Source organism: Chryseobacterium sp. FP211-J200 (genome assembly GCF_001643375.1).
GTDB classification, from domain to species: Bacteria; Bacteroidota; Bacteroidia; order Flavobacteriales; family Weeksellaceae; genus Epilithonimonas; species Epilithonimonas ginsengisoli.
The window spans coordinates 1-14509 of sequence record NZ_LSHB01000019.1; the positions used below are offsets into that span (position 1 = coordinate 1).

11 protein-coding genes are annotated in these 14509 nt (G+C 37.2%); 8 read left to right on the plus strand and 3 right to left on the minus strand.

What is annotated here, in order from left to right; all coding sequences use genetic code 11:
- Nucleotides 1-365 precede the first annotated feature (365 nt).
- From budA to AXA65_RS06915, 3 genes are all read right to left on the minus strand, one after another.
- Nucleotides 366-1949 carry an acetolactate decarboxylase gene (gene budA / locus AXA65_RS20115; protein WP_228391635.1) on the minus strand — a complete coding sequence of 528 codons (1584 nt, stop codon included), beginning with the start codon at nt 1947-1949 and terminating at the stop codon, nt 366-368.
- 13 nt (nt 1950-1962) lie between these two features.
- Nucleotides 1963-2970: a zinc-dependent alcohol dehydrogenase family protein gene (locus AXA65_RS06910; protein ID WP_063969392.1), complete on the minus strand. Its 1008-nt coding sequence runs from the start codon at nt 2968-2970 to the stop codon at nt 1963-1965.
- A 75-nt stretch (nt 2971-3045) separates the two neighbouring features.
- Nucleotides 3046-3951, minus strand: coding sequence for a helix-turn-helix domain-containing protein (locus AXA65_RS06915; protein ID WP_063969393.1), 906 nt, complete (start codon nt 3949-3951; stop codon nt 3046-3048).
- Nucleotides 3952-4105: 154 nt separating this feature from the next.
- On the opposite strand from AXA65_RS06915, the gene AXA65_RS20375 reads away from it, so the two are divergent.
- The 8 genes from AXA65_RS20375 (at nt 4106) to AXA65_RS06950 (ending at nt 14496) form a co-directional block, all read left to right on the plus strand.
- Entirely contained in the window at nt 4106-4231 is a 126-nt protein-coding gene (locus AXA65_RS20375; RefSeq protein ID WP_256333847.1) for a hypothetical protein, read from the plus strand.
- 148 nt (nt 4232-4379) lie between these two features.
- Nucleotides 4380-4640, plus strand: coding sequence for a tyrosine-type recombinase/integrase (locus AXA65_RS06920; protein ID WP_063969394.1), 261 nt, complete (start codon nt 4380-4382; stop codon nt 4638-4640).
- Between the two features lie 205 nt (nt 4641-4845).
- Nucleotides 4846-5742, plus strand: a complete 897-nt coding sequence (locus AXA65_RS06925; protein ID WP_063969395.1) for a hypothetical protein — start codon at nt 4846-4848, stop codon at nt 5740-5742.
- Nucleotides 5743-5896: 154 nt separating this feature from the next.
- On the plus strand, nt 5897-6178 hold the full coding sequence (locus AXA65_RS06930; protein ID WP_063969396.1) for a helix-turn-helix domain-containing protein: 282 nt from the start codon (nt 5897-5899) through the stop codon (nt 6176-6178).
- Nucleotides 6179-6338: 160 nt separating this feature from the next.
- A complete protein-coding gene (locus AXA65_RS06935) occupies nt 6339-8519 on the plus strand; it encodes a VapE domain-containing protein (protein ID WP_063969397.1) in 2181 nt (726 codons plus the stop codon).
- 224 nt (nt 8520-8743) lie between these two features.
- Nucleotides 8744-12928, plus strand: a complete 4185-nt coding sequence (locus tag AXA65_RS20530; RefSeq protein WP_063969398.1) for a DEAD/DEAH box helicase — start codon at nt 8744-8746, stop codon at nt 12926-12928.
- 3 nt (nt 12929-12931) lie between these two features.
- Nucleotides 12932-13945 carry a hypothetical protein gene (locus AXA65_RS06945; RefSeq protein WP_063969399.1) on the plus strand — a complete coding sequence of 338 codons (1014 nt, stop codon included), beginning with the start codon at nt 12932-12934 and terminating at the stop codon, nt 13943-13945.
- Between the two features lie 26 nt (nt 13946-13971).
- Nucleotides 13972-14496: a hypothetical protein gene (locus AXA65_RS06950; protein WP_063969400.1), complete on the plus strand. Its 525-nt coding sequence runs from the start codon at nt 13972-13974 to the stop codon at nt 14494-14496.
- The last annotated feature ends 13 nt before the right edge of the window (nt 14497-14509 follow it).

Consider the following 14509-nt stretch of genomic DNA (forward strand, 5'->3'; position numbering starts at 1 on the left):
AAAGTAAAGGAAAACACGATAAAACCTGGAAAAACCACCAAATTCACCAACAAAAAAAGAGACCTTTCTGAAAGTCTCCTGTATATCTTTAAAATCCTTCGTCGGTAAACCCATAATGTTGAAAAAAGCTCCCGAAGCTTCCGTTCAACAGGGTTTTCATTGTTCGTGCTTCGCACGCAACGAAAACTTAGCTATTGCCTGCTGGCCGTCTTTCGTCCACTGTCTGTATTTTTATTTTTTCGAGCGTTGGCAAAATTTTAAAACAACTTTTTTCAATGGAAAAGGCAAGCTCTTTAAGCATTTTTTATTGGCTTTGTGCGGTTGCCAAAATGCGTAATGTGCTTGCCTATATTTGTTGTACAAAATCATTTTCCCTGCTCTACACGTTTTAGTGCCTCGTTGTCTTTGGTATCAAACTTGAAATTCTGGAAACCTTTGTCCGTAGGAACTTCTAATTCAAAACTGTTCAGTTCGGCTATTTCTATTTTAAAATTCTTTCCGTCAAAATCCAATACGTGTCCACCTTGTGTTTTATCAGTTGAAAGGAAGTGAAAATGAAAACCTTTACTGTTGATGCCGTTCAGATATTCGGGAAGATGATAACCGATTAATGTGCCTTGTGTATTTGAAAATTCAAAGAACTTTTGAGTGTCAAAAATTGAATTAATAATGGGAAACGGTTCATTTTTTACAGGCGGAAACGCTCTTGTTTTTATATGGTCGAACGTCCCTGTTATTTTAATGGCATACATTGCATTTCTATTTTTCAATTCTTTGCTTATCTGTTCCCAAAGGGCTTTTTCGCCAATCGGATTTTCTATAGAAATTGTCTTATCGGATCTAAAGAATGTAGTAAACAACATTGATGTTTTAAAATCATCATCGGGTTCAACGGTTTCGCCTGTGGCTTTGGTCTGATATACTTTTCCGTCAAGCATCGTCAATTCGCCGTCCAACATATCGGGTGCACCTAATCCGAAATCGCCTTTGAATCTCAGTTCTTTCAACGGTAATGTTCCTTTGTACAATCCGCCCACAAAAGCGTCTGCCACACCGTATTGATAAAGTTTATTGTATTGTTGTTTATGGTTCATTTCCAATTCTTTTTTATCTGTGATGATGACTTTATTTTTCAGCATTTGGGGCATATAGATTTTTTGCAAGGAACGGGCGTAATAAATATCGGCAATGCTTTCTTTGGTCAAGAGCATTTCAGCCTGTTGATTTTCCAAATCATAAATCCACAATTTACCATAACCTTTGGTCGGAAATGTTACCCAATCCGAAATCAGCAAACGGTTGTCGTCAATCCATTCAATTCCGTCAAAAAATCCGTTGGAAATATTAGGCAGTTGCCGAAAATCTTCGTTGCCTGTTTTGATATAGACTGCACCCTCGCCCAATGTTTTCCCATTGGTACAAACCGCAATTTGGTTGGTACTTTTATTGAACGAAATGCCATTTATGGTCGGGATATTTCCGATAATCTCAAAGGATTTTGTCTTGGTGTTTACTTTATATATATTTCCTGAATAGGTATCTGTAACACCTATAAAGCCATTTTCCAAACGGCAAATATCATTCAGTACCGAAGCCTGTGGGATAGCGAGTTCAAAAACGGTTTTTCGGGTTTTTATGTCAAAACCTACTATACGTTCAAGGTCTGCCACGTATAAGACACCGTTTTCAATAGTCATACCTTTTGGGGCGTGAAGAACGCCTTTCGTGGGTGCAAATTTCAATTTTATCAATTTGCCGTCTGCTGAAATTTCGCTTATAAATCCGTCACTGTCCCGACTACTGAAATCCTGTCCCTGATTGGAAACAAAAAAGCGTTTGCCGTCTGACGTAACACTTTCGGGCGTTGCAAAGCCGTTGATGACTTGTTGCGAAAAACTGCTTAAACCAATGCAGATGAATATTGCGGTTATTATATTTCTTACTTTCATTGCTCTGATTGTTTTAAAATTTTATGACTACTTTTCCGAAAGCCTTACCCGATTTCAGTTTCTGAAATGCTTCCTGTGTTTGGTCTATGTTATAAATACTGTCTATAACAGGTTTAAGATTGTTCTTCTCAATGGCGTTTACCAAATCGCCCAATTCCTGTGCATTGCCTACTGAATAACCTTGCAGACGGATGTAGTTCATAATGAGCGGAAACACATCAAAAGATAATTTGCTACCCGACATAAAGCCAACCAAGCCCACAAAACCATGTTCTTTAACGGAAAGGATGCTTTGCTCAATAGTTTGATTTCCTGCCACGTCTAACGTTATATCTACACCTGTGCCGTTGTTCAACCGTTTAACTTCATTACTCCATTCGGGAATTTCTTTGTAATTGATAACTTCATCAGCTCCCAAATCTTTGAGTTTTTGCTCCTTTTCTTTGCTTCCTGTGGTTGCAATTACTTTCAATCCTGAAATCTTTGCGATTTGCAGGGCTGATAACGAAACGCCCCCGCTTCCCTGTATCAAAATGGTCTGTCCTGCTTTGATATTGGCTTGTGTTACGAGCATTGCCCAAGCGGTCAAACCTGCAACCGAAAGTGATGTAGCTTCTTCATCGGTAAGGTTTTGAGGGGAACGGACAAGCGTGTTTTCGGGCTGTACTGTAAATTCTGCGAGTGTTCCCGAAGTTTGCAGACCTGTTCTTAACGCATTGTGGTAAGGCGTGTTTGTTCCTGCTTCCCAACGTGTAACGAACGGAATAAGCACACGGTCGCCTTTCTTCCACCGTATTACGTTTTTGCCTACCTTTTCTATTATACCAACTCCCTCTGAAACAGGAATGAACGGAAGCGGGATATTTAACCCTGCTGTATTTTCTATCGCAATAAGGTCAAGGTATTGCAATGAAACGGCTGTGGTTCTTACCAATACTTGGTTTTCTCCAACTTCGGGCGTTGGCACTTCGGCTATTTTCAGATGCGCTATGGCGTAATTTTCTAATTGTATTGCTTGCATAATCTTTGAATTTTGTATTACGTTACAAAATTCACGTATGTACCTTTCTGAAAATTATGCAAATCAAACGAATGGTTATGATATATAAACTAAACTTTTTCTGAATTGGTTGGGCGTTTCATTTATCTGCTTCTTGAAAAAAATTATAAAGTTAGATGAGTGTTCAAAACCTAAACTGTAGGCTATTTCGGCTATATCCCAATTACTGAACTGTAATAATGCTTTTGCTTCTTTGATAATCCGTTCAGCAATCCATTCCGTTGTAGTTTTACCTGTGGTTTCTTTCAAAGCTCTGTTCAACGTGTTGGTATGTACGTTGAGTTGCAGGGCAAATTCGTTGGCATTTTTGAGTTTGATGATTTGGCTTGGCGAGTCTATCGGGAATTGCCTTTCCAATAATTCCATAAACAACGTGCTGATGCGTTCGGAAGCATTTGTGGGTTGATAAAACGCTTCGGGCGGTTGCATTTTTGTTGCTTCGTGCATTACAATTTGCACATAACTCCTCAATAAATCGTATTTATTGGCATAATCCGATTGGATTTCACGGAGCATATTTCCAAAAATCCCGCTCAACAATTTTGCACTTTCATCGCTCAGCAAGAAGATATGATTGCCCCCGACTTTAAACAATGGAGATTGCGACAGGCTTTCGGCTTTCAGGTTTTGGCTTACAAAGTCTTCTGTAAAAAGACAAAAATAACCCGTCTGGTTTTCCATTGTCGGTTCCCACGAATAGGGAATAAGCGGATTCATAAACGTAATGGTGTTACCGTTGATTTTAATGGATTTGTCGGCTGATGAAATAATTCCTTCTCCGTCCAATATCAGCGATATTTTATAAAAGTCTCTGCGATTTGGTGGTAAAGATGTAGAATCACACGCAAATTCTTCCCTGCGGTACACGTTGAATTTTCCTGTTTTCGGATATTCTTGTCCGTGATGAGTGTAAAATTCTTTGATTGTTTCTTTGCGTTTCATTTTGTAAAGTTATGCAATTCAAATGTAACTGTCTGTGTGTTCTGTTTGCTGTTTTTACGAGCGTCAAGGAATTTAGCTCTTTTGGTTTTGTAGCGTTGGCTTGCGCGATTGGGAAAACCAAATGTGCTAAATGTGCGTGGGAAGTTGTTTAAAAATGAGCGTTGGAAAAAAAATAAAAATACTTTTTGTTGGTTTTCTGTTTTTCGGAAGTTTCAATTGGGACGGCTGTTCAAATCGGCTTGCAGGTAACGGAAAAAGTATTGGCGAAGTGCGGGCTTAATTTGAACGAAAGTTCAAGTTCAGACCAATCGTAGCTAATATTTTTTCAATGGAACTAAGTTAAACAAAAATGTGGAATTGGAAAATATTGGCGGCTAAAAAAGTGGTGTAGTTCAACTTGTTACTTCTCCCCGCATTTTGCCAATACAATGTATGCTTACGAGGAATTGAAAAGATGCAGCTCATTGTGCGGCTTTCATCTGAGGGCAATTGGCAAGCAAATGAAATTACCGTTCTCGCTTTCCTTTCACCTGGCTCGACATACCTTCGCCACTAATGCACTGAACAACGGGATGAGAATCGAGCACGTATCTAAGCTTCTGGATCACACCAATATCGGCACTACCCAGATCTACGCAAAGATCATTTCGCAGGAACTGGACGATGCAGTGGACAAATACATCTATTAAACATAATTGTTGAAAACTTTTGCACTTTCTTTTCAAAAGAAGGTGCTTTTTTTTGCACACGATTTCATAAATTAGCTTGATGATGAAAAAAACAGAAAAATGCCTCCAGTCTTAAAAACTGCTGCCTGATTTCTGTTTCTCGATGAACTGAAAAGAATTTCCCCTCCCCATTACGGTATTTTATATTTAAAAACACAAATCTGCTATGTCGGAAAAGTATCTGCTGAAAGAAACTGCACCCTTCGTGCAATTTTCGTCCGTAAAAATTACGGATGATTTTAATCCTGACTACGATATCGAAAAGGTCCCAAAACAGACCCTGGAGGAATATTGCCAGCAACTCATCAACCGGTCATTCGGCATCACCCATTCCCAGATTCCTGAATTCATCTGCCACCACTGCCAGCTGGTGAAAGATCCCGTGCAGTGGCTAAACAAATTCGAGAAATTGCTTTCCCTTAATGATGATCTTTTTAACGGCGTTCGAAACCAGCATCGCCACACAAAATTCATGGTCAGCATTGAAACAAAAAGAAACAAAATTCTGGATGAGCAGTCGAAAGCTGTAAAAGCCAAGCCCGCAAAGAAATACATCAATGCTGAAAGCGAAGATCGGTACTTCTCGTTTAAGGAGACCAGAGAAAATATGGAACTTCTTGGCGATAATAAAGAAAAAATTTATTTCCTGACCTCAGAAATTTACGATTACAAAACCGAGGATATAATAATGAAAAACCAAAAACTCCCTGAATTTGATGCAGAGTGCGAAAAGATGATCGGGAAAATTCAGACGCTGGCAAAACTTAGGGCTGAAATTGAAGCTTCACGCTGTACTGAAATAATTGCCGAAAAGAATAGTGAAAAAATAATATTGAACGGCCCGCTCAACATCATTACCAATGCTTTTAAGCAGATGATGACTTCGGTTAAGCCAAACGGCAAACCATACTTGCAGAAAAGAATTAAGGATATTGCTGATTTTCTTGCTGATAATTTCGTTGATGAAAACGGAAACACTTTGCCGAAAGACACCTTACAGACTTTTCTCTCTCCAGGACGAAATGATAAAGATCCGAATTCCGATCAGATGATTAAATTTTAGTCCGATTTTCAAACACTTGTTTGAATTTACAATATTCTAAAGTCCAATTAGTTACAAAGTATTTAGTCCGATCGGACTAAATCGGACTAATCGGACTAATCGGACTTTTTTCTTTATTTCAATTTTGCTTCATAATCTTAAACCCAATAAAATTATGGAAGCAATTATCCTTACCAAAGACCAGTTCAACGAGTTAATCTCAAAAATCAACGACATTTCCGAGAAGATCAGTGCTTCGCGTTCTGCAAAGACTGAAACCTATCTGAACAACAAACAGTTCATGGAAATGCTTGATGTCTCCCTACGCACAGCTCAGTCATGGCGCGACGAAGGAAAGATCACCTTTTCCCAGGTCGGCAACAAAATCTACTACAAACTTTCCGATGTAGAAAAATTCATTCAGGACTACCGCAACACCGCTTTCTCCAAAAAGTAAAAGCAGGATATTCCACTGCACTTTGCTAAGCGTTAGCGCCTCTACGGACGAAGTGATTATGCGCAAAGACTGTAAAGAAAACCTTTGCGGACTTTGCGTTTAATTTTTTCGGTCTGTCATTCTGAGCGAAGCGAAGAACCGCAATCTCAAATCTAAACCAATGAAATCCACCATATTTAAAAACTTCAACGAAGTCGTAGAACAGAAAGACATCCTGAAAATCCTTGACGATATCAAAACCGGAACCTACCGCAACGCCATTACCTATCTCCGGAAATCTCTGGCCGAGGACAAGAAAGAAGCTGCAGAACGCGCCAAAAAAGCCCTTCCAGCATTCACACCCTCAGCAACATTCAAAGGCGGCAGGAAAATGGAATTCCTCACCAACTACAACGCTTTAGTAGTTCTCGACATTGACAAGATCACCAAAGAAAAGCTTACCGAATCTAAAGAAAACCTGCAGAAAAACGAATTTGTATTTGCGGCATTCACAAGTCCATCAGGAAACGGACTAAAAGTATTTGTAAAAGTGACCACCGACAAAACGGACCACAAAGAAACCTTTTTAAAACTACAAACTTACTTTGAAAATCTACTGCAGCTCGAAATAGATAAATCAGGCAAGGACATCACCCGGCTTTGTTTCTTTTCCTACGATTCGGATCTCTACCTAAACGAAAACGCCGAAGTCTTTACTGATAATCCGAAAGTAGAAAATTGTCATTCCGAGCATAGCGAAGGAATCTCAAAGCATCAAAGTAATCCGCCAGCGGATTACGATGCTTTGTACACCCACTGCATCCAGTTTACCGAAAAGAAATATCAGTTTGTAGAAGGCAGCCGCAATTACTTTGTTTTCACCTTAGCCAACAACCTGAACAGAAAAGGAGTTCCCGAATCTCTCGCATTAGGCTATATCCTGGCTGATTATGACTACAACACCCAAGAAGTAATGTCAGCTGTAAAAAGTGCTTATTCCAATACCTCAGAGTACGCAACCGACAATTTCACCCCACAAAAAAAATCCGTCAAATCTGCGCGATCTGCGAGCGTAAAGAAAAATTCAGACGAATCATCCGTGACAACAAGCCACGATGGGACAATGACTTTAGACGACGAAGAGGAACCCGCCCAAATCGATAAGCTTGAAAATTTTCTTAACAACCGATATAAATTCCGCTACAACGAAGTCCTGGGAAAATTAGAATACATAAGAGTTAACGGTAAAGTTTGGAAATACATCACCGACTTTAAAGAAAACTCAATTCTTCGCGAAATTCAGAAAGCGAAAGTTCGCTGCAGCATCAATTCCCTCCGGAACCTTCTGCATTCGGACTTCTGCGAAATGTACGGTCCTTTCAAAGACTATTTTGAAAATTTGCCGGAATATTCGGGCGATAAAGACCACATCGAAGAACTCGCCTTAACCATCACCACCACAAAACCTGACCTCTGGAAAGAATGTTTCAAGAAATGGTTTGTGGCGATGGTTGCGTGTGTCTTGGACGAAAAGCAAATCAATCAGACCGTGATCGTCTTTTCCGGCAAACAGGGACTCGGAAAAACAACCTGGATTGAAAAATTGATGCCTCGCGAACTCAAACAGTATATCTTCTCCGGTACCGTAAACCCCAATAACAAAGATACCCTAATCCACCTTGCAGAATGCATGCTCATCAACCTGGATGAAATCGAAAACTTGAACCGTACAGAAATTGGCTCCCTCAAAGAACTCATCACCAAAACCCATATCAGAATGCGGAAAGCCTACGGCCACAACAACGAAAACATGCCACGCCGTGCCAGCTTTGCCGGCAGCGTGAACACCGCCCAATTCCTAAACGATACCACCGGCTCCCGCCGTTTCCTCTGCTTCGAGCTGGAAAACATAGAATACCAACACAACGTGGATATTAACCTGTGCTACGCCCAGGCAGTAAAACTTTTTAAAGACGGCTTCCGCCATTGGTTCAACCAGGAAGAAATTAAAGATATCAACGCGAACAACGAACAGTACCAACTTAAAAGCCCTGAAGAAGAATTGCTGCTTACATGGTTTGAACCGGCTACGCGGGAAACTGCAAATGCCTTTCTTAACGCTTCTCAAATTGCAGTTCGGCTGGCTACTGTAGCTAATATAAATGTGACAGACGGTACGGTAAATAAATTAGGCAAAGCCTTGAAAAAGCATGGATTTATCCGAATCGTAAGAAATAAGAGTTATGTTTATGTTGTTAATGTTTTGGATGTTGACGAAGTAGATCGGCGAGCAAGGGAAAAAGAAAAGGTTCCACAGGACGCTTCGGCAGTCGGAAAAATTCCTTACAGATTTAATAATTAAAAACGGTGCTTTTTTAGCACCTTTTTTAATACTCAGATAATCCAAAAATTATTATATTTAACACTTAAAGGCAAATCAACGCATTTAATTGCATTTTTTATATTTACACAATCGATGAACTTTCAGGCAGGCTACATTATAGACGGAATTTCTGATATTATTAATGAGGAGATTCCAAACAAACTTTTTTTTACTTCAAAAAAAATAACAATAAAGTAAATGCTTTGCAAGGCCTTTTAGAGACTGCAAGCACTTTTAGTATAAACTTTAAGGAAAGTGAAGTCATTGATTATCTCAACATTAATCCTGTGCTGGCAGTTCAAAACAATATACTTTCCAGAGGATTGCCTACACGGGCACCATTAAAAATAGAGGAAATTTTTGAAAAAATAGGTTTGACAGCGCGGGATGAAAAGAAGATATACGAAGATCGTTTTTTGTTAGCTGATAATAAACTTTCATTTACGGATTTTTTCGAGCTATTACATTTTATTAAGCCGGAGCTTAATATTTCCGGCGAATATTATTCCGGTAAATTAGACTCTAATTTAGAATGGACGTTTTTACAGAATTCTCACCCTGTTTTTAAGCAAATTCTTCAATGCCAGAGAGAATTTAAAACTTTATCTGGGAGATTTGGCGGAAAGCGTCGACTGGATTTTTCTTTTACCAAACCTTACAAAGTTTATAATGAAGTCAAACTGGATTCAGAATACCAGTCAATAGTATTTGAGGTAGATGGTCCGCACCACTTGCTTAAAGAACAAATTATTTATGACAGTCTGCGAGACGATAAAATAAGAGAAGCAGACGGTAACGTAATCAGGTTTTCACATTTTGAGATTGCACAAATGACGAAGACACCCTCCGAATATCTTGAAGAAGATATTTTAGAAATTTTAATTAAAAATTATCAACGTGATCATCGTCACGATCTCTCTAAGTATACACTGTCACTGCTTCCGCTTGCGGTATCGCGTATGCAGAAATCGCTTTTGGAAATTTTGATACGGAGGCCTGAATTGTTGGAAAAAGATCACTTAAAAATCTGCTTTATTGAAAGAGATATTCCTGGTGCTGCGATTGCTGTCGAAATTTTCAAAGAGTTTGTTGCTCATATCAATCCCCTTTTAAAAAATGAAAGCAAATTAAATCTCCCCGAATTAGAGGTAAAATTGTTACAGGAAGATGACTGGCTGTTGAGTGAAGAATTAAATTGTGGTTACTTAAAAATTAATTGGTCAGATTTTAGTGCTGAGGATTTCGATTTGGTAATTGATAATTCTGTTTTATTACGGGAAGGCATATATAACTTCAGAAATACTGAGAATTCTAATTTTTATACAGTCCGGAGTTGTCATTATGTTGATAATTCTTTAGAAAACTTAAGATTGATTTACTGTGCAAAATCACTCAGATATCATCCTTTGGTTTTCCGGAACGAAGATACCTCTTACACGAACGATGCTGCATTGTATCCGAATATCACTTATTTTTTAAGAAATATTTTCAGAAAAAAAGATTTTAGAGAAGGTCAGCTGCCAATTATTTCCAGGGCATTACAAAAACTGCCTGTTATAGGTCTTTTACCAACGGGCGGAGGAAAATCCTTAACCTTTCAGATTCCGGCTTTAATGCAGCCTTGTCTTACAGTAGTGGTGGATCCTATTAAGTCATTGATGGAAGATCAGGTACGGGTCCTGCGCGACAATTGGATTGACAATATAACCTACGCAAATTCCTCTCAGACTGATTCAGAAAAAAATAAAAATATTGTCGATTTTAAACTGGCCTCGAAGCAGATTATCTTTGTATCACCGGAAAGATTTGTCATTGAAAACTTCAGAAATATTGTTCATCATATTTACACAACGGGTACAGGCCAAAGTTTAGGATATTGTGTTATAGACGAGGTGCATTGTCTTTCAGAATGGGGTCATGACTTTCGTTACGATTACTTGATGTTGGGTGAGAATGCTCAGAAATATTGCTATACACGCGACTCAGATGCATCAGGAAATACTGTCCCAGTCAGCTTGATAGGCCTTACTGCTACTGCGTCCTTTGATGTTTTGGCCGACATTGAGAGAGAACTTAAAATAAAAAGCAGTGACGTAGCCCAGACAACAATCATGATTGAAAACACCATTCGTCCTGAATTGTTCTTCCGTGTTGTGAAAGTTAAACAAACTGTCGATAGATCTGAATTTCTCCTGGAGGAAATGAATAAGTTTCCGGAGTCTTATGCCTATTTCAACAATAAAGAAAAGTTACTGAAATCCCAATTACATCACTTTACCAACTTTGATCCTAAAGATTTTTGTAAAAAGGAAGATTCCAAAATAATTCTCAATGCAGATCAAAAGTTGATTTTTCATCCAAATGACACGATGCTATTTGACGAAACGATAGATCGTTTCTCATCTATTACTTTTTGTGCGGTAAAAGGTGTCAAAAAAAATACATTGGGCGAATTCGCTAATAAGAAAGGAGTGCGTAATACACACATTAAGTTAGTAGAAAATTCGATTAATGCTACTTACTATCACGGTTCGGGCGATGGTGATGAAGATGATTTTAACTTGAATGATAATGATGATAAAATAATTCAAGATAATTTCATACAATTCACAACGGGTAAGGTACCTCATATGGTTTGCACAAAAGCTTTCGGAATGGGAATTGACAAAGATGATGTTCGTGCAACTTTTCATATTAACTATTCCGGATCTTTAGAAAGCTTAGTGCAGGAATGCGGAAGAGCTGGTAGGGATAAGCGAACTTCGTTAGCAACTATTTTCGTTAATCCCGATGACTATTATGCATTTGACTACTTAAAATTACCTTTATTCTATAAAGGCATTAACTCCTTTCAAATGTATGTAATAAAGAAAAACTTATCTTTCTCAGATGATAGAGCAATCACTAAAGAAGATTTTTTGGATAAGTTATGGTCATGTGAATTTAGTTATGAAATAGATGGCGTAACTAGACACTTCACTGATAGAATGATCAGGAATCTAAAAGAAATTATTAGTAAAAATATTGATAGTTTAATCTTTAAAAAGTCAGAAGATAGAGACATCCATGATTATTTTTACAATCTTGCATACAAAGGACCTGAATACGAAAAATCGCATGTAACAAATCTCTTTAACACTTTGGAATTTTCACGGACTCCAAATGTTCAGCAAAGTCTTAGAGATGAACTTGCAGCGATAGAAAATGGTGAAATCAATTTTGTTCTGGCCTTTTCTAATTATAGGCATGTGCGGTCTGCCGATAATATTTGTAATTTACTGGAATTAAAAATTCCAAATGCAAACGAAAAAATTCAAAAAATCATCCAGTTTAGTGATAGAATTGAAGAATTTTGGTTTCAGATGGTTGCTGATAAATACATTAATCTAGACAAAGTTTCTGAATCTGTTATAAAAGAAATTGAAGCATACTTTTTCTCGCGGAGAAATACAACTGAAACTGGTAGATTGATATATAGAATGCATTCAATTGGCCTTCTCAAATCTTATACTAAAGATTATACTAAGAAACAATACCACTGTGTTTTGTATAAAAGTTCCAGCATTGATTATTATCTGACCAAATATTCAGAATTCTTACGAAGATATCAATCTGAAGTTTCTGTAGAAAAAGCAATAAACGAACTGAAAACTTCAATATCTTTTAATCATTCAGATCTGGTTGATGATATCATAAAAATAGCATACAATTTAATCGACTTTGCCATGTATGAAATTGCTGGCAAAAGAAGAAGAACCACCAATGAAATCAAAAGGATAATGGATAATATGGCCTTGTCCGAAAAAAATGATTTCCAAAATAATCTTTATTTAAAGGAAGAAATGTACTTCTACTTTAATGCAAAATACTCAAAGCCCGGATATGTTGAAAAAGGAATTGACTGCTCACTTTTAGACGATCACAGAAGCTATCAGAATAACTCAATGGATCCTTTCACAATTCTAAAAAAATACTTGAGTGATGATGTAATTAAAAATGGCACAGAGCAGAATAACTATAAACATCTTATAGGATCTTGTAAAAAGATAACTTTCTCACTGGTTGAAAAAGAACTTAACAGAGACTGGTTATTAAAATTATTGAATGCTTTTGCAATGTATTCCACAAACAATCTTTCATACAGAAATGAGGCAAACAAAGTGATTGAAGTTGGATTTACAAAACTTTTCGATGATTTCGATTATCACGGTAATGATTATATGCTGATCAGTAAAATTTTCAAAGTTTATTTCGAGAAATTGACCTCAAATGTCAGCGAGAAAAACGCATTGCTTTTAGACATCGACTTAATCAAAAATAAACTCTTGCAGACGCTTCAGTTAAAGCAGGTTTCCGAACTTTTAGAAAAATATTACACAGTAAATTAAAATATGAGCAATTACAATACTTCAGCAATCATAGAATCATCGTTGGAAAACGTGAACTCATTACGTGACCACCTTGAAAAAATTTCAACCCTGCGTCAAAATATTCAAAGCACGCTGGAAGAGGTCCGACAGGTGCCCGAACATTTCGATAAATTGGGAATCAAGTTAAGTCAGACATCTGATGATTTCATTTTTAAAAATTATGAACTTTTAAAGGAGCAGATCATATTTTTTCAGGAAAAGATTATAGATCTTAACAATAGGATTGCACAAATTGATGAAATAGATTTTAGAAAAAGGTTTGAAAATGCTAATGAAGATTTTTACAGTACCCTTAACATAAATGTAACTGAAAAAATTGACCTTTTTAATACGACGAGAACGGAGTTTGAAGAATCACATTCCGAATTTCTAAATACTATTTCCCTAAATGTTAAAGATAAAGTTGGGCTTTTTGATACAACAAGGCTAAAATTGGAAGAATCACATGCTGATTTTTTAAATAAAGTTGATATCAATGTTGAACAGAAGATTAATCTTTTTGACTCAGCAAGATTAAGGTTTGAGCAATCTTATGCGGATTTTATAAATAAAATAGACCATACTATTGCTGAGAAGATAAAGCAGTTTGAGGAGACAAATGCTAACTTAGTAAGAGTCCATGAAAGTTTACGATCTGAGGTAGAACGTCTTCAAAAGATAAATCTTGAAGAGCATTTCAATAAACACGATAAACGGTTATCTGATATATTCGGTGGTATTAATAATGTTAATTCTTCACTACTCAATATTTCAAACCAAACCATGCTTTTTCAGGAGAAGCTCTCAGGCGTTGATCTAAAACTGCAGTCGATGGAAAACAGGTTAACCGAACAGGAACGAAATTTTTTAGCAGAATTAAAGATACTAAAAGACAATCATAGCCTGGCACTTAAAAAACAAAATTCAAATTTTACCATTTTAGCGGTATTAATGACAATTGCCATATTGGTAACGGCTGCAATGAAGTTTATTTAAGGTAATTACATTAAATATTGAAGTAAATGTGTTTTTTAAGTTTCTTATTCAAAAAGAAAAAACAAGCCGGGTCGGATGAAATCCGTTCAAACACCGAAAGTATCTCGGCGAAACATGGGGTTGAAGAAAAAGAAGTCCAGTCTGAGGCGCATCCTGCAGATAAATATCTTGCGCTAACTGCAGATTTTTATCGCGCTAAGCAATATGACAACGCTATGGATGCAGCGAATAAAGCAATTGCACTTGGGAAAAAACCAAACGAAATAATGTTCTCGGTTATTAATTCTAAAATTATAGATCGAGATAATATAGATGTGATGTCTGTAAATGAAAAAAATGAATTTATCAGGGAGGCCATCAAAAACAAGCATTTTTTAGAATTCCTTTATCCTTCACTATCCGGATTCTATGATACAATTTACAAAGCTACACCAGTTGCTGAGTTTGGCGGTATATTATGTATAGCAGAAAGTGATTTAAAATATGAAATAAGTAAAATAAAAAAGCTCCGTAGCTACAAGCCGGACTATATCGCAGAAAAACCTAATTAACCTGAGTTCGGGA

Coding starts and splice junctions, on each gene's coding strand:
- AXA65_RS06950 (WP_063969400.1), top strand. CDS start 13,972: ATGTGTTTTTTAAGTTTCTTATTCAAAAAGAAAAAACAAGCCGGGTCG.
- AXA65_RS06925 (WP_063969395.1), top strand. CDS start 4,846: ATGTCGGAAAAGTATCTGCTGAAAGAAACTGCACCCTTCGTGCAATTT.
- AXA65_RS06920 (WP_063969394.1), top strand. CDS start 4,380: ATGTATGCTTACGAGGAATTGAAAAGATGCAGCTCATTGTGCGGCTTT.
- AXA65_RS06930 (WP_063969396.1), top strand. CDS start 5,897: ATGGAAGCAATTATCCTTACCAAAGACCAGTTCAACGAGTTAATCTCA.
- AXA65_RS20375 (WP_256333847.1), top strand. CDS start 4,106: ATGAGCGTTGGAAAAAAAATAAAAATACTTTTTGTTGGTTTTCTGTTT.
- budA (WP_228391635.1), bottom strand. CDS start 1,949: ATGAAAGTAAGAAATATAATAACCGCAATATTCATCTGCATTGGTTTA.
- AXA65_RS06945 (WP_063969399.1), top strand. CDS start 12,932: ATGAGCAATTACAATACTTCAGCAATCATAGAATCATCGTTGGAAAAC.
- AXA65_RS06915 (WP_063969393.1), bottom strand. CDS start 3,951: ATGAAACGCAAAGAAACAATCAAAGAATTTTACACTCATCACGGACAA.
- AXA65_RS06910 (WP_063969392.1), bottom strand. CDS start 2,970: ATGCAAGCAATACAATTAGAAAATTACGCCATAGCGCATCTGAAAATA.
- AXA65_RS06935 (WP_063969397.1), top strand. CDS start 6,339: ATGAAATCCACCATATTTAAAAACTTCAACGAAGTCGTAGAACAGAAA.